Genomic DNA, 15,884 nt, shown 5'->3' on the forward strand with positions numbered 1-15,884 from the left:
AGGGAGAGTGTTATGGAAATATCATCCAACGCATCGAACATCCAGCCTTATGGCTCACCTAATGGCATTAAAATTGCAAGCGATGAAGGTAGTAGTGCGTCGAGTCTTTCGCGACTAAAAGAAGCAACATCTTATGACAAGGTAGAGAAATCGAAAGAGGAAGCTACCGAAGCGGCGATTCAATTAGCTCAACATAGACAAGAGTTAAATGATGAAGAGCGAGTCAAAATGGTGGAGAAGGTAAACGAGTTTATCTCCTCTCTCAATAAAGGTGTGGCTTTTAAGGTCGATGAAGAATCTGGGAGAGATGTGGTTACCATTTATGAGACCACAACCGGTGATATTATTCGCCAGATCCCTGATGAAGAAATGCTTGAAATTCTAAGACGCCTAGCAGCCCAAAACTCGAATAGTCGAATATTTGAGGTGAAGGTTTAAGTCGTATTATTGAGGTGATTTAATGAGTTTTGGCCCAATGGGGATTTCGTCTGGCATGGATATCAATTCCATGGTCAGCAAAATTGTTGATTCGGAGCGTGTACCTAAACAGCAACGAATCGACAATGAACGAACGCGAATCGATACCAGCATTAGTGCCTATGGAAGACTCAGAGAATCCCTTGATTCGATGAAAAACCTGATGACAAACTTTCGTCAGGAAAAAGCTTTTGCTGTGCGAACAGTGGAAAGTACCGATGAAGCGCTTGTCTCTGCAACCGCGACTACCGAAGCGATCGCTGGCAAATATGCCATCGATGTGTTGCAGCTTGCCCAAAGCCATAAAGTGGCTTCTGATGTACTGTCAGAGGACATGAAATTTGGCCCAGGTAAGCTGCAGGTTTCGCTTGGTGATGACAGCTTTGACGTGCAAGTTGGCGACAGATCGAGACTTATCGAAGTTGTTCGTGGTATCAACGGTGCAGATAGCAACCCAGGCGTTCGTGCATCTATTATCAACGATGTCGAAGGTCCAAGACTTATTATTGCCTCGAACCAGTCTGGTTCAGATCAGCAGATCAGCATTAATGTTGAGTCAGATGCTGCCAATCCCTTAAAAAAACTCGAATACAAAACGCTTGAAGAACGTGTTAAAGCGCTAGAGAAAGCGCGCGTTGCTGCTCAAGATATTCTAGCTCTAACCCCTGCAGGAAAAGCCGTTGAACTCATCGATGAAGTGATCGCTAGCGATGACCCAAATGCGAATGAAACACTCGATAAAGATGGCAATATCATCCCAGCAGCCCAAACCGATTCTACTTCAGATGTTGACGGAGACTCTAAAAGTCTCAGCTACGGTGAGCAAGCAGCCGCCGACGGCCAAGCCGCCCTAGACGCAGCTCAAGCGGCAAAGTCTGTGATGCCTGAAGATAATATCCCTGGCTGGACTGAAACCGCGTCAGGTACGCTTTTAGATTCTTACTACACACCAGAACTTGAGCTTGATGAAAAAGCGATAGAGAAGGCACCCGATGTGCCGGGGTGGTCAAATGCTGCCTCAGGTACTCTGACCGATTCATACGTGACACCGAAAGAAGCCCAACAAAAGCTTGAGGCTGAGCAAGCGCGTATCGAAGAGAAGATTTCACAAGAAAAAGCGGAGTTGGCTGAGAAAGTTCAAAAAGGCGAACTCACCGCAGAGCAAGCCAAGAAAATTGAGCGTGCCAAATTAGAACCCGAAGAGCGCGAGCTCTTAGAGAAGGTCGATAAAGCGCAAGCAGATCTTGAACAAGCACAGCAATCTTTTGATACCTATAGTGGAATGACTGAAGTTCAGGCTGGCCAAGATTCTATGGTTGTCCTAGATGGTGTTGCTCAACTCTCTAGTAATAACAATGTGATTGAAGATGCCATTGAAGGTATTGATATTACGGTGAAAGGAAAAACGCCAAAAGATAAGCCGCCGGCAGAAATTGGTGTGGAGTACGACCGTAACAGTGTTCGCCAAGATATCGAATCCTTTGTGAGCTCTTATAACCAGTTCTATCAAGTGTCGAAAGACCTCGCGGGTGTTGATCCAACGACTGGTCAAAAAGGCCCGCTCTCTGGTGACAGTACAGTGCGTAACGCCGACTCCCGATTGAAAGGGGTGTTCTCATCAAGTATCGAAGGTGCGCCAGACAATCTAAAGTCTTTGACTGAATTCGGTATCACCACCACAAGACAAGGCTCGCTAGAAATCAACTACGATATGCTTGACCGTCAACTCAACAATAACTTTGATAAGTTGGGTGAGTTCTTTGGTGGCAACAACGGTTTCGCCAAAAAAGTGGAAGATGCGATTCAAGGTATCACAGGTATCACGGGTTCAATCCGTACTAGAGAAAAGAGCTTGGTCGAGCAAAACTACCGTTTGGTTGATGACCAAAGCGCGCTCGACCGCCGCATGGACAGCCTAGAGAGCCGTACCCACTCTAAGTTCACAGCCATGCAAGATGCGACCAGTAAGATGCAATCTCAGCTGGGCAGTATGATGAATGCGTTGGGCTAATAGATGAATAGCCAGCTACAAGAGCTTTGTGAACTCGATCAACTAATTATCTCTAAACTGGAATTTAGTGAAATTAATGCTGAAGAAATAACGCAGCTTGTCGATAACAGAGAACAGTTATTGCAAAACGTGCTTCAAATAATCGACTCACATCCCGACGTTAAGCAAAGTTCTGAATGGTTTGAAGCCATTACCAGAACCAGAAAGTTAGTCGAATTGATGCAGTCTGAGACGAGTCGAGTAGGTAAGACCCTACATAAATACCGTCACGGCGCTAAATCAGTTCAACAATACAAAAAGTTTTTATAGAAGAGGTTTACTATGCGCGGTTCTTTACAGGCATATAAAAAGGTATCAGTGGATAGTCAGCTAACGGCTGCCTCACCGCATAAGATTGTACAAATGCTAATGGCCGGTGCTATCGAGCGTTTGATTCAAGGCAAAGCGGCAATGCAAGCAGGCAACATCCCAGTGAAAGGTGAGCGACTTGGTAAGGCTCTAGATATCATTATTAGCCTACGTAGTTGCCTATCTATGGACGATGGTGGCGATATTGCGAAAAACCTAGATCAACTTTATGAGTTCATGATCACGCAAATTTCTGCGGCAAATCACAAAAATGACCCACAGCCTATTGATGATGTTATCGATATTATTCGCGAAATTAAGAGCGCTTGGGACCAAATTCCGAACGAATATCACAACTTGACGTCCGCTGACGTAGGTATTTAAAGAAAAATTGCAGTTTTAACCAATCTCATATCCCTTGATTGGTTGGTTGCCTTATTTTTTTAATCAAATAAAATAGAAGCCATTAGATAGCCTAATGGCTTTTTTCGTTGCTGATTTCCTAAATTTGTCCACGTAGACCATAATCATTGATACATCTCACTGTTTTATAGACTACGTTGCTCACCGTTTTTCCGCATCGCACCAAAATAAAGGCAATAATTCCTACTTATGCAAGGTTTGGCAAAACTGCTTGTCGTCGACGATAACGCTCAAGATCGTCACAATTTAAGCACAATATTAGAGTTTGTAGGAGAGAGCTGCGAAGTAATCAGCTCTGAACAAGCACGTAAAGTTGACTGGTCACTACAGTGGGCCGGCTGCATTATTGGTACCATTAAAGGTAAAGGCTTCAACGCATTACTGAATGAGAAGCTTGTTCACGCCAATCACATCCCTTTACTGGTGATTGGCAAAAACAATCACCCGGTTGACGAGTTGACTAACTATGTTGGTGAGCTTGAACTTCCTCTTAACTACCCGCAATTAAGTGATGCATTAAGACACTGTAAAGACTTCTTAGGCCGCAAAGGTGTTCAAGTTGTGTCTTCGGCACGCAAGAACACCCTGTTTCGCAGCCTAGTAGGACAAAGTGCTGGCATTCAAGAAGTACGTCACTTAATTGAACAAGTCTCTTCTACGGAAGCGAACGTGCTGATTCTTGGTGAATCTGGTACAGGCAAAGAAGTCGTAGCGCGTAACATTCACTATCACTCTAAACGTCGTTCAGGGCCTTTTGTTCCTGTAAACTGTGGCGCGATTCCACCTGATTTGCTTGAAAGTGAACTGTTTGGTCATGAGAAGGGCGCATTTACTGGGGCGATTACCGCACGTAAAGGCCGTTTTGAATTGGCTGAAGGTGGCACACTGTTTCTTGATGAAATTGGCGATATGCCGATGGCGATGCAAGTTAAGCTGCTACGAGTACTGCAAGAGCGATGCTTTGAGCGTGTAGGTGGCAATAGCACCATACAAGCTGATGTTAGAGTGATTGCGGCAACCCACCGCAACCTTGAAGATATGATCGACGATGATTCGTTCCGTGAAGATCTTTACTACCGCTTAAATGTATTCCCGATTGAAATGCCGGCGCTTCAAGATCGTAAAGAAGATATTCCACTGTTGCTTCAAGAGCTGATGACTCGAATGGAAGCGGAAGGCAGCATGCCTATCTGTTTCACGGCTCGTGCTATCAACTCTTTGATGGAGCATTACTGGCCAGGTAACGTTCGTGAACTAGCGAACCTGGTTGAACGAATGGTTATCTTGTATCCAAACAGCTTGGTTGATGTGAATCACCTGCCAACTAAATATCGATACAGCGATATCCCTGAGTTCCAGCCAGAGTTTAATAGCTTTGGATCTGAAGAGGAGCAAGAGCGTGATGCACTTGCTGACTTATTCTCAGAAGATTTCAGTTTTGATCAGCAAGATGATATTGCCGACAATGCTAATGCGCCTCAAGAGTTACCGCCAGAAGGGGTTAACTTGAAAGAGCTACTCGCGGATATGGAAGTGAATATGATCAATCAAGCGTTGGAAGCGCAGGGCGGCATTGTTGCTCGTGCTGCTGACATGCTTGGAATGCGTAGAACCACTCTGGTTGAAAAAATGCGTAAATATAACTTGCAGCGATAGTGTCCAGTTTTCGATGAAAACGAAAAACTAGCACACACTTTTTAGCTATTTGGTAACTCTAGCTAAGTGAACAGATAAACCATAGTCGAGTTGTTGCTTGCTTAACTATGTGATAAATATAGCAAATAGCCTGACTCGTGTTGTACGTCTCAGGCTGTTTTAGTATTTGAGGCAAATTTTTGACATGCGCGTATCTAACGAACCAGAAAATCAATCACACCTAGATTCTGTTGAACAGCAGGTTGAGCGCTATAAGCAAGTACTCGACGTGATGCCAGCAGGGGTTATCTTGTTAGATACACACGGCGAAGTGAGAGAAGCGAACCCTGAAGCGCATCGTATTCTTGGTGTTGAGTTGGTTGGCGAGAAGTGGTTTTCAGTGATTCAAAGTGCCTTTGACCCAAAAGACGATGACGGTCATGAGATCTCATTGAAGAACGGGCGAAAAGTGCGTTTGGCGATTTCAGCCTCTACCACGGGTCAGCTGATTTTGATTACCGATCTGACCGAGACCCGACTATTGCAGTCTCGCGTGAGTGATCTTCAGCGTTTGTCTTCATTAGGTAGAATGGTGGCCTCGCTTGCCCATCAAGTGCGAACGCCGCTTTCAAGTGCGATGCTGTATGCATCAAACCTTGCCGCGCCAAATCTGCCGCCGGCAACAAAAACGCGTTTTCAATCTAAGCTTATGGATAGATTGCATGACTTAGAGAAGCAAGTGAACGACATGCTGTTGTTTGCCAAAGGTGGTGACAACAAAGTCGTTAAGCCATTTACTGTGGCTGAATTGATCACTGAATTTCACCCTATGGTGGAAGCGGCATTGAAAACTAACCAGATTGATTATTGCCAAGAAGTTGAGGGCGAACAGACTCAAATGTTCGGCAACGCCAATGCTATCGCCTCAGCGTTAAGCAACCTAGTGTTGAACGCGGTTCAAATTGCGGGTAAGGAATCGCAGATCGATGTGTTTTTTAGGCCCGTAAATGGCGAGCTTAAGATATCAGTGCAAGACAGTGGCCCCGGCGTACCGAAAGAGCTTCAAGGTAAAATAATGGAACCCTTCTTTACCACTCGTTCACAAGGTACAGGTCTAGGCTTAGCGGTTGTACAAATGGTATGTCGAGCACATGAAGGCCGACTGGAATTGATATCAGAAGAAGGCGACGGCGCATGCTTTACCATGTATCTACCGCTTGAAAGAAGTGCTTCTTCTGAAGACTAATAAGTTTTAACTGAATTTACACTGGAGAATCCTATGGCTCAAAGCAAAGTGTTAATCGTCGAAGATGATGAAGGTCTACGCGAAGCCCTTGTCGACACACTCGCGCTTGCTGGCTATGAATGGCTGGAAGCGGATTGTGCGGAAGATGCTCTGGTCAAATTAAAATCGAACTCCGTTGATATTGTCGTATCTGACGTGCAGATGGCGGGCATGGGTGGCTTGGCACTATTGAGAAACATTAAGCAGCATTGGCCAAATTTGCCGGTATTGCTAATGACAGCGTACGCCAACATCGAAGATGCCGTTGCTGCAATGAAAGAGGGCGCTATCGACTATATGGCAAAGCCATTTGCGCCAGAAGTGCTGCTCAACATGGTCAGCCGTTATGCGCCTGTAAAGTCGGATGACAACGGCGACGCTATCGTTGCTGATGAAAAAAGTATCAAGCTAATGATGCTGGCTGATAAAGTTGCGAAAACCGATGCCAACGTCATGGTGTTGGGCCCGAGTGGTTCTGGTAAAGAGGTGATGTCTCGCTACATTCACAATGCTTCTAGCCGTAAAGACGGTCCATTTGTTGCGATTAACTGTGCCGCTATTCCAGATAACATGTTGGAAGCGACCCTGTTTGGTTATGAAAAAGGCGCATTTACTGGCGCTATTCAAGCTTGCCCGGGGAAATTCGAGCAAGCGCAGGGCGGTACAATTCTGTTGGATGAGATCAGTGAAATGGATCTTAGCCTACAAGCCAAACTACTGCGTGTTTTGCAAGAGCGCGAAGTTGAGCGATTAGGTAGTCGTAAGAGCATCAAATTGGATGTTCGTGTATTAGCGACCAGTAACCGAGACCTTAAACAGTATGTTTCTGAAGGGAATTTCCGTGAGGATTTATACTACCGCCTGAATGTATTCCCAATTTCTTGGCCACCACTGTGTGAGCGAAAAGGTGATATTGAGCCTTTAGCTAAGCACTTAGTTGAGCGTCATTGCACCAAACTTGGTATGCCTGTACCGGTTATGTCAGCGCAAGCGATCAGTAAACTCGTCAATTATCCGTGGCCGGGCAATGTTCGCGAATTAGACAATGTGGTACAGCGTGCGTTAATATTGAGCGAACAAGAGAACATCTCTGGTGAGCACATTCTTCTTGAAGGTGTCGATTGGCAAGACGCAAGCAGCCTACAACAAATCGTTGAAGGCACTGACGTAGCTGCGCCAGAAATCAAGCCGATTGCCGAAGCAAACCCAATCAATAAAATCGCGGCTAGCAGCGAAGGGTTAGGTAATGAGCTTAGAGATCAAGAGTATGCGATCATTCTTGAAACCCTGATTGCATGTAATGGTCGACGCAAAGATATGGCTGAAAAACTGGGTATTAGCCCTCGTACACTGCGTTACAAGTTGGCTAAAATGCGCGATGCTGGAATAGATATCCCAAACTGAGGATAGATTAGTAGTGTCAGCTTTCTGACTAGTGTAATACGATATCTAGTCAATTTAATGTGTGGCACGCTAATTGCTCTGTCAATAATATAGCTAAATAGATGGTCATAATTTTGACTCCTGAGGTAGTAGATGAGAATAGATGGTTTACAAGGCGAAATGCAGGCGATGATGGTCGAAGCTGCCAGCGCGCGTCCCGCAGCAACGGGGCAAGCGGTCGGTGCAGATTTTGGCAACATGCTGACTAATGCCATCAATAATGTGAACTCATTACAAAAGACCTCAGGTGATCTTCAAGCTCGTTTTGATAGTGGCGACCAAAGCGTATCCCTATCGGACGTGATGATTGCTCGTAATAAATCTAGTGTGGCTTTTGAGGCGACGATCCAAATTAGAAATAAATTGGTCGAATCGTACAAAGAGCTGATGAATATGCCGGTATAAGTTAGGTAGTTAAATAGTGGCAGATAATAGTCAAACAACAGATTTAACCGTAAGCGATAGCAACGACCATGCACTTATTGCAGGCTCTGAGCTAGACGGAGAAGGGCAAAATCCCGATCTAGGTGAACGCAGTTCATCGAAGTTCGATATGGCTGTCGGTGATCTTGATTTACTTCGTCAGGTCGTCTTAGTCCTTTCTATCTCTATTTGTGTAGCGCTGATTGTGATGCTGTTTTTCTGGGTAAAAGAGCCAGAAATGCGTCCATTAGGGGCTTACGAAACAGAAGAATTGATCCCCGTTCTTGATTACTTAGATCTGCAAAAGATCGATTACACGCTTGAAGGCAATACCATCTCAGTACCGGCGAGTGAGTACAACTCATTAAAGCTTAATATGGTACGAGCGGGTTTGAATCAAGAGCGAAACGCGGGTGATGACATCCTCATGCAAGACATGGGTTTTGGTGTATCACAACGTTTAGAACAAGAACGCCTTAAATTAAGCCGCGAAAGACAACTTGCCAAAGCCATTGAGCAGATGAAACAGGTGCGTAAAGCTCAGGTTTTATTGGCCCTGCCGAAGCAGAGTGTTTTTGTACGTCATAATCAAGAAGCCTCTGCTTCTGTATTCCTAACTCTAAAAACAGGTACTAACCTCAAGCAGCAAGAAGTTGATTCTGTTGTGGATATGGTGGCAAGTGCCGTTCCGGGAATGAAAACCTCACGTATTACGGTGACCGATCAGCATGGCCGATTGTTGAGCTCAGGCTCTCAAGACCCTATGTCAGCGGCGCGTCGTAAAGAACACGAGTTAGAGCGCAATCAAGAACAAGCGCTGCGTGAAAAAATTGACTCCATCCTGATTCCTATTCTTGGGTTTGGTAACTACACCGCTCAGGTTGATATCCAGCTCGATTTCAGTGCTGTGGAGCAAACCAGAAAACGTTTTGATCCGAATACACCGGCGACTCGAAGTGAATACACCTTAGAAGATTACAACAATGGAAATACGGTGGCGGGTATTCCGGGTGCGTTGAGTAACCAGCCTCCAGCGGATGCCTCAATTCCACAAGATGTGGCTCAGATGAAAGACGGCGCGATGACAGGTCAAGGCTCTGTTCACAAAGAAGCGACTCGAAACTTTGAGCTAGACACCACCATCAGTCATGAACGTAAACAGAGCGGCACGGTTAATCGTCAGACGGTTTCTGTTGCGATCAAAGACCGCCAATCCTTGAACCCAGATACGGGTGAAGTGGTTCATACGCCAATCCCAGCGAGCGAAATCAATGCGATTCGCCAAGTACTGATTGGTACGGTGGGCTTTGATGAAACTCGTGGTGATTTGCTCAACGTATTAAGCATGCAGTTTGCACCTCAAGTAACAGATGTTGTTGCTGATGTGCCAATCTGGGAGCATCCAAACTTCAATGATTGGGTTCGTTGGTTTGCAAGTGCCTTGGTTATCATTGTGGTGGTGTTGGTACTTGTTCGCCCTGCAATGAAGAAACTGCTTAACCCAGCAGCAGACAACGATGAACAGATGTACGGACCTGATGGCATGCCAATTGGTGCCGACGGCGAAACCAGCTTAATTGGTGGTGATATTGAAGGTGGTGAGCTGTTTGAATTTGGTTCAAGTATCGACTTACCAAACCTTCATAAAGACGAGGACGTGCTGAAAGCAGTACGTGCACTTGTAGCGAATGAACCAGAGCTAGCAGCTCAAGTAGTTAAGAATTGGATGGTAGATGGCTAACGAAATAGTTCCACAACAAACTGAAGGCGGTGAAGTGCTTGATGTCTCTAGCGTGGATATCGGCTCTATCTCAGGCGATGAGCGCGCTGCGATCTTGTTGCTCAGTTTAAATGAAGAAGATGCTGCTGGTATTATTCGTCACCTAGAGCCAAAGCAGGTTCAGCGTGTGGGTAGTGCGATGGCGCGAGCTACAGACCTATCCCAAGAGAAAGTAGGCGCTGTGCACCGTGCTTTCTTAGATGATATTCAGAAGTACACCAACATTGGTATGGGCAGCGAAGACTTCATGCGTAATGCGTTAGTTGCTGCTCTGGGTGAAGACAAGGCGAATAACCTTGTTGACCAAATCCTTCTCGGCACAGGTTCGAAAGGTTTGGATTCGCTTAAGTGGATGGATCCTCGTCAGGTGGCGAGCATTATCATCAACGAGCACCCTCAAATTCAAACTATTGTGTTGTCGTACCTCGATGCCGATCAATCGGCTGAGATCCTGTCTCAGTTCCCAGAGCGAGTTCGTCTGGATCTGATGATGCGTATTGCCAACCTTGAAGAAGTTCAACCTTCGGCGCTTGCTGAACTGAATGAAATCATGGAGAAACAGTTCGCGGGTCAAGCGGGTGCTCAAGCTGCCAAAATTGGTGGCCTGAAAGCCGCGGCTGAGATCATGAACTACATGGATAACAACGTGGAAGGCGTCTTGATGGATCAAATCCGTGACCAAGACGAAGACATGGCAACACAGATTCAAGATCTGATGTTTGTCTTTGAAAACCTTATTGAAGTTGATGACCAAGGTGTTCAACGACTACTACGTGATGTTCCACAAGATATTCTACAGAAAGCACTTAAAGGTGCAGATGAAGGTCTACGTGAGAAGATCTTCAAGAACATGTCTAAACGTGCTGCCGATATGATGAGAGACGATATTGAGGCGATGCCGCCAGTCAAAGTCTCTGATGTTGAAGCGGCTCAGAAAGAGATTTTGGGTATCGCGAGGAAGATGGCAGACAGTGGCGAAATTATGCTGTCTGGTGGCGCCGACGAGTTCCTTTAATACAGAAATCTCAAAAGCCCCACACTGTTGGGGCTTTTCTTTATCCAATCTCGAACCACAGATTAACTCAGTTTAACTGCTTGAATTCACAATACAGTTAAGCCACTCATAGATAGGTACTGATATGTCAGGTGATAGAAAACGCGGCTTCCTTCGCCCTGAAGAAGATAATACGGTTGCCCAACCTCAGAAATGGGGGCTGCCTGACTACACCTCTGACGTGAGCAAACAAGCCAAAGAAACCGCTTTTAACTACGACCCTAGTTGGATGCCAACGGTTGAAGAAGCCATTGAAGATGAAGAGCTGGTTCTGACTGAAGAGCAAATCGAGCTGATTAAACAAGGCGCTTATCAGGAAGGGCTGCATCAAGGCCAAGAGGCGGGCTTTAAGCAAGGCTATGAAAAAGGCAAAGAAGAAGGTTTTGCTGCCGGTCACGAAGAAGGCAACGAAGCCGGCAAGCTTGAAGGCGTAACCGCGGGTCAAGAATACATTCAACAGCAAGTGGCCGTCTTCATGGGGTTGGCAAACCAGTTCGCTCAACCATTAGAGCTTATGAACGCTCAGGTGGAGAAACAATTGGTCGACATGGTGCTTACCATGGTCAAAGAAGTGGTTCATGTTGAAGTGCAAACCAACCCACAAATCATATTAGATACCGTTAAAGAATCGGTAGAGTCGTTGCCGATTTCTGGTCACGCAATCACATTGAAACTCAATCCGGAAGATGTGGCGATCATTCGCTCTGCGTATGGCGAGACTGAATTGGACTGCCGTAATTGGACGCTGGTCGCAGAGCCAGCACTCAACCGTGGTGATGTACAAATTGAAGCGGGTGAGTCGAGCGTTAACTACCGCATGGAAGATCGTGTAAAGAACGTTATTCAAAATTTCTGCGGCGCAAATCGTCACCAAGGTCATGAGTAATGCTTGAGTTAGCGAATCGTCTCAGTCAGTACAAAGTCGAGGGGCTAAAATCGCGACCAATTGCCTCTGGTAAATTAGTACGCGTTGTTGGCTTAACGCTTGAAGCGACCGGCTGTAAAGCGCCAATCGGCAGTTTGTGTTTAGTCGAAACCATGTCTGGTCAGATGGAAGCCGAAGTCGTCGGTTTCTCTGGCGATAACCTATTTTTGATGCCGAGTGAGCAAATCACCGGGATCTTACCTGGCGCTCGCGTCACGCCAATGACTACCGAAAGTGGTATCCCTGTTGGAATGGAACTGCTCGGTCGAGTGATCGACGGCGTAGGTAATCCACTCGACGGTTTAGGTCCAATCTATACAGAGCAACGCGCTTCATTTAATGCGGAGCCAATCAACCCGTTAGCTCGTAAACCGATTTCTGAACCACTCGATGTCGGCTTGAAAGCCATTAATGGTTTGCTAACCGTGGGTAAAGGGCAACGTATCGGTCTGTTTGCTGGCTCTGGTGTCGGTAAATCCGTAACTCTGGGCATGATGACTCGAGGCACAACTGCGCAAGTAGTGGTCGTAGGCCTAATCGGTGAGCGTGGACGAGAAGTTAAAGAATTTATTGAAGAGATTCTTGGTGAAGATGGCCGTAAGCGTTCGGTTGTTGTTGCCGCTCCTGCCGACTCATCACCATTGATGCGCTTAAAAGGCTGTCAAACCGCGTTGGCTGTCGCCGAGTACTTCCGCGACCAAGGCTTAGATGTTCTGCTACTCATGGATTCATTGACCCGTTTTGCTCAAGCTCAGCGTGAAATTGCTCTGTCTGTGGGTGAGCCGCCAGCAACCAAGGGCTATCCGCCATCAGTCTTCGCTAAGCTTCCTGCGCTGGTGGAACGAGCAGGTAACGGCAATGATGAACAAGGTTCTATCACGGCTTTCTTTACCGTGTTAACCGAAGGCGATGACTTACAAGATCCGATTGCGGATGCGTCGCGAGCAATTCTCGATGGTCACGTTGTGTTATCTCGTGAGATGGCCGATGCCGGTCACTACCCAGCGATTGACGTTGAGAAATCCGTCAGTCGTGTTATGCCGCAAATCACCACTGAAGAACATGTCTTGATGTCGAAAGCGGTAAGGCAAGTGCTGTCTATCTGCCGTAAAAACCAAGATTTGGTGTCGATTGGTGCTTACAAGCCAGGAACGGATCCAGCAATCGATAGTGCCTTCACGTTGAAACCAAAACTGGATGAGTACTTGCAGCAGAAGATGAAAGAGACCGTCCCATACGACATGTGCGTCAACATGTTGAAACATGTATTGGGTGGCTAACGGGTGAATAAGGTTAGCCATGGATAACGCATTAGAATTTTTGCTCGATCAAGCCAAAGATCAAGAGAACCAAGCGGTACTTGCGCTCAACAAAGCGAACTCTGAGCTGCAAGGCTACTATGAGCAGGTTGCGCAGATTGAAAAGTATCGACTGGATTACTGTCAGCAGCTCGTTGACCGCGGCAAGGCAGGCTTAACGGCGAGCCAATATGGTCACTTGAACCGCTTCTTAACTCAGTTGGATGAAACATTATCCAAACAGAGAGAAGCCGAGCACCACTTTAAAAATCAAGTCGACAACTGCCAAAGCTACTGGATGGAGTTACGCAAAAAACGTAAATCCTACGAGTGGTTGATGGAGAAAAAGCAGAAAGAGAAAGCAAAGCTGCAAGATCGAAGAGAACAAAAGCAAATGGATGAGTTTTCGACTCTGTTATACAGCCGAAAGAAGATGTGATCCTAAGCCACGAATGACGTCAGTGCTGTTCTCTATATTGTGAAAACCGAACTTATAGGCATGTTTCTTGCTCCGTTTTATATAAAATTGCGCGTTATGCCCACCAAAGGCATGAAAAGCATCCGACTTTCTTTTTGTTGCCTGATTCATGGCAGCAAAGCTAGTAGATAGAGCTTGTATATATGAATGTTAGTCTTTCCTCAAATTCAGCGACCAACAAAATGTCATCGTTGTTGGACACCGGTTCTGCCTCTTCCAAGGTAGAAGAAACCGACGACTCTAAAGGTTTCTTTGAGTCCTTTAAAGAAGCGCTCGGCTTTGAAGAAAGTGACAGTAAAGTCGCAGCAAAAGACACAGAAAGCACTGCGAAACCTGATACTAAACAGACATCTACCGAAGGTGAAGCGTCAGCCGAAGCGAGCGAAGCGCAAAGCAAGCAAGCAGCTTCAGAAGTAGAAGGCGAGAAAGCTGCTGATAAAACATCAGCAGAGGCTGCGTCTGGATCTGAGGCTCAGCTCAAAGCCAATTCGGGCACTGATAGCACTGTCGCTGATAAGACTGTTGCAGATAAGGCAGATGGTAAAGATGCGCAGGATACGACTAACGAGTCTAAAGAACATATTGCTCAATCCCAAACTCAGGGTCCATCAGCGGTAGATGGTGCTACGCAGGCATCGCAAGCCAATGCAGCGATGAGCGAAGGCAATAAATTGCTTGGTCAATTGGATGAGGCAAACAAAACCCTAAATCAAGCGCCAAACGGCAAAGGCTTGCCTCAGCAAGGTCAGGTAGAACAAGCCCAAGGTAATATCACCGGTGCTTCTGTTGCAGGAGTTTCCGTTACGGATAAGGCGATACAACAAGCTAAGGCTGCAAATCAGGAGAAGAGCCTTGAAGTCGATTCTGAAATCGCTGTACTTACCGGAGGTAAGGGTGTTTCTCAGCTAACTGATACTGAAATTCGACAGTTGATGGATAAAGGCGTCACTCCAGAACAAATTGAAGCCAGTATGAGCCGAGAGCTGAGCCAAAAGAATGCAGCTAGTGCGGTTGCTGCCGAGCAGAGCCAAGCATTGTCAGCCGTGGATATTGAACTGGCAAAGCAAGTAGATGCCCATACCAAAGCGCTAAACCAATTGAATGGACAAATCGAATCAGAGCAGTCTGTTGTCGATAGCTTGCTTGATAAGCAACAAAGTGGCGCTAAGTTGACGGTTGATGAGCAAGCCGCTTTGGCTAAAGCGACCTCTAACCTAGACCTGTTGAATCAACAGCTCGCTAACGTTCAACAACAAGTAACAGCTTTGCTAAGTCAAGCTCCGGCTGCGAACAGTGCGTCTGGTGAACCCACTGCTATCGATTGGGATAATACGGATTCAAGTGAAACTAAAGCCTTAGCTGCGGCAGCATCAACAGCAGCTGTAGCGACGGCTACACAACAAGTGTCAGCGCAGGCCGCTTCTCAATCAGCAAACAATGCTCTTACGGACAAGGCGGCAATGCTGCACGCCAATAATGCACATGCAGCCCAACAGGCCGCAGCTCAACAAGCTAATGTGGCTTCACCTCAGCAGCAAGCAACGTTGGATCCAGCTTTAACCGCGCAAGGAATGGCGATGAATGCAACGCCAGCTGCCACAAAAGCAGGCTCGACTGATACGCTTCTTAAAGCGGGCGCAGGTGCAGCAGCACTGTCTGGTTTGGGTAAAGCGGGTGCTAAAGAAGATTCTAAAGATTCGACCTTTGCTCAGCAGATCGCTTCTGCGGCTGGTGCACAAGGTACGGCAACGGTGGGTTCAGCACCTACGCGAGCTGAAATTCAAGCTGCTCAACAAGCGCCCTTACAGCTCACCAAAGAGCTAGCCAATGAGCAAGTGGCTGAAAAAGTACAAATGATGATGTCTAAGAACCTTAAGAACTTGGACATTCGTCTCGACCCACCAGAATTGGGCCAAATGAAAATCCGCATGACCATGAATAATGACGTGGCAAACGTGCACTTTACGGTGAGTAATCAGCAAGCGAGAGATGTGATTGAACAAACCTTACCTCGCTTGAGAGAGATGCTTGCTCAGCAAGGTCTGCAGCTTGCCGATTCGTCTGTTCAACAACAGAACTCCGGTCAGGGACAAGATAGATACAACAATGGTGAGCAACAATCCGGCGCTAACCGCACAAATGATACGCAAGGTGATGAAAACCTTGATAGTGACAGCAATCTTGAATTGAATGTCGCATCAAAGCGTGATGGAATTAGTTATTATGCCTAATATCAGGCTAAGAACGCTTGGTTAATAGAAAAAACCAGTTAATAAAAAGAACCATCAGTTAATCGCAAGAACA

The 15,884-nt window shown here is 46.3% G+C and carries 14 protein-coding genes; all 14 read left to right on the forward strand.

Translation table 11 applies throughout. The annotated features are described in order from the left end of the window. Window positions 1-12 precede the first annotated feature (12 nt). The 14 genes from flaG (at window position 13) to ACED46_RS04845 (ending at window position 15,811) form a co-directional block, all read left to right on the forward strand. Window positions 13-438: a flagellar protein FlaG gene (gene flaG, locus ACED46_RS04780; protein ID WP_017066380.1), complete on the forward strand. Its 426-nt coding sequence runs from the start codon at window positions 13-15 to the stop codon at window positions 436-438. Between the two features lie 22 nt (window positions 439-460). Beyond that, window positions 461-2,488 carry a flagellar filament capping protein FliD gene (gene fliD, locus ACED46_RS04785; RefSeq protein WP_017066379.1) on the forward strand — a complete coding sequence of 676 codons (2,028 nt, stop codon included), beginning with the start codon at window positions 461-463 and terminating at the stop codon, window positions 2,486-2,488. A gap of 3 nt (window positions 2,489-2,491) precedes the next feature. Next, window positions 2,492-2,797 (forward strand): flagellar protein FliT, encoded by a 306-nt coding sequence (locus ACED46_RS04790; protein ID WP_017060688.1) that lies wholly within the window; start codon window positions 2,492-2,494, stop codon window positions 2,795-2,797. Window positions 2,798-2,809: 12 nt separating this feature from the next. Then, on the forward strand, window positions 2,810-3,220 hold the full coding sequence (gene fliS / locus ACED46_RS04795; protein WP_004736194.1) for a flagellar export chaperone FliS: 411 nt from the start codon (window positions 2,810-2,812) through the stop codon (window positions 3,218-3,220). Between the two features lie 228 nt (window positions 3,221-3,448). After that, window positions 3,449-4,915 carry a sigma-54 dependent transcriptional regulator gene (locus tag ACED46_RS04800; protein WP_017064122.1) on the forward strand — a complete coding sequence of 489 codons (1,467 nt, stop codon included), beginning with the start codon at window positions 3,449-3,451 and terminating at the stop codon, window positions 4,913-4,915. Between the two features lie 184 nt (window positions 4,916-5,099). Next, window positions 5,100-6,140: a PAS domain-containing sensor histidine kinase gene (locus ACED46_RS04805; protein ID WP_371720995.1), complete on the forward strand. Its 1,041-nt coding sequence runs from the start codon at window positions 5,100-5,102 to the stop codon at window positions 6,138-6,140. Between the two features lie 33 nt (window positions 6,141-6,173). Continuing rightward, complete coding sequence (locus ACED46_RS04810; RefSeq protein ID WP_017064121.1) at window positions 6,174-7,583, forward strand: sigma-54 dependent transcriptional regulator; 1,410 nt, start codon at window positions 6,174-6,176, stop codon at window positions 7,581-7,583. 132 nt (window positions 7,584-7,715) lie between these two features. After that, window positions 7,716-8,027, forward strand: coding sequence for a flagellar hook-basal body complex protein FliE (gene fliE, locus ACED46_RS04815; protein ID WP_017060684.1), 312 nt, complete (start codon window positions 7,716-7,718; stop codon window positions 8,025-8,027). Window positions 8,028-8,043: 16 nt separating this feature from the next. Further along, complete coding sequence (gene fliF, locus ACED46_RS04820) at window positions 8,044-9,786, forward strand: flagellar basal-body MS-ring/collar protein FliF (protein ID WP_017060683.1); 1,743 nt, start codon at window positions 8,044-8,046, stop codon at window positions 9,784-9,786. Then, window positions 9,779-10,840 (forward strand): flagellar motor switch protein FliG, encoded by a 1,062-nt coding sequence (fliG, locus tag ACED46_RS04825; RefSeq protein ID WP_017060682.1) that lies wholly within the window; start codon window positions 9,779-9,781, stop codon window positions 10,838-10,840. The genes fliF and fliG overlap by 8 nt, the downstream gene beginning before the upstream one ends. 124 nt (window positions 10,841-10,964) lie before the next feature. Then, window positions 10,965-11,765, forward strand: a complete 801-nt coding sequence (gene fliH, locus ACED46_RS04830; RefSeq protein ID WP_017060681.1) for a flagellar assembly protein FliH — start codon at window positions 10,965-10,967, stop codon at window positions 11,763-11,765. Next, window positions 11,765-13,084, forward strand: coding sequence for a flagellar protein export ATPase FliI (gene fliI, locus ACED46_RS04835; RefSeq protein ID WP_017060680.1), 1,320 nt, complete (start codon window positions 11,765-11,767; stop codon window positions 13,082-13,084). The genes fliH and fliI overlap by 1 nt, the downstream gene beginning before the upstream one ends. Window positions 13,085-13,103: 19 nt before the next feature. Next, on the forward strand, window positions 13,104-13,541 hold the full coding sequence (gene fliJ, locus ACED46_RS04840; protein WP_017060679.1) for a flagellar export protein FliJ: 438 nt from the start codon (window positions 13,104-13,106) through the stop codon (window positions 13,539-13,541). Between the two features lie 182 nt (window positions 13,542-13,723). Then, complete coding sequence (locus tag ACED46_RS04845) at window positions 13,724-15,811, forward strand: flagellar hook-length control protein FliK (protein WP_371720996.1); 2,088 nt, start codon at window positions 13,724-13,726, stop codon at window positions 15,809-15,811. Window positions 15,812-15,884 lie beyond the last annotated feature (73 nt).

The organism is Vibrio sp. 1S139, from assembly GCF_041439475.1.
GTDB classification, from domain to species: Bacteria; Pseudomonadota; Gammaproteobacteria; order Enterobacterales; family Vibrionaceae; genus Vibrio; species Vibrio crassostreae_C.

Excerpts from the sequence above, each read along its gene's own strand:
- fliI (WP_017060680.1), top strand. The coding sequence starts at position 11,765 with ATGCTTGAGTTAGCGAATCGTCTCAGTCAGTACAAAGTCGAGGGGCTA.
- fliJ (WP_017060679.1), top strand. The coding sequence starts at position 13,104 with ATGGATAACGCATTAGAATTTTTGCTCGATCAAGCCAAAGATCAAGAG.
- fliS (WP_004736194.1), top strand. The coding sequence starts at position 2,810 with ATGCGCGGTTCTTTACAGGCATATAAAAAGGTATCAGTGGATAGTCAG.
- ACED46_RS04805 (WP_371720995.1), top strand. The coding sequence starts at position 5,100 with ATGCGCGTATCTAACGAACCAGAAAATCAATCACACCTAGATTCTGTT.
- ACED46_RS04810 (WP_017064121.1), top strand. The coding sequence starts at position 6,174 with ATGGCTCAAAGCAAAGTGTTAATCGTCGAAGATGATGAAGGTCTACGC.
- ACED46_RS04845 (WP_371720996.1), top strand. The coding sequence starts at position 13,724 with ATGAATGTTAGTCTTTCCTCAAATTCAGCGACCAACAAAATGTCATCG.
- fliE (WP_017060684.1), top strand. The coding sequence starts at position 7,716 with ATGAGAATAGATGGTTTACAAGGCGAAATGCAGGCGATGATGGTCGAA.
- flaG (WP_017066380.1), top strand. The coding sequence starts at position 13 with ATGGAAATATCATCCAACGCATCGAACATCCAGCCTTATGGCTCACCT.
- fliD (WP_017066379.1), top strand. The coding sequence starts at position 461 with ATGAGTTTTGGCCCAATGGGGATTTCGTCTGGCATGGATATCAATTCC.
- ACED46_RS04800 (WP_017064122.1), top strand. The coding sequence starts at position 3,449 with ATGCAAGGTTTGGCAAAACTGCTTGTCGTCGACGATAACGCTCAAGAT.
- ACED46_RS04790 (WP_017060688.1), top strand. The coding sequence starts at position 2,492 with ATGAATAGCCAGCTACAAGAGCTTTGTGAACTCGATCAACTAATTATC.
- fliH (WP_017060681.1), top strand. The coding sequence starts at position 10,965 with ATGTCAGGTGATAGAAAACGCGGCTTCCTTCGCCCTGAAGAAGATAAT.
- fliG (WP_017060682.1), top strand. The coding sequence starts at position 9,779 with ATGGCTAACGAAATAGTTCCACAACAAACTGAAGGCGGTGAAGTGCTT.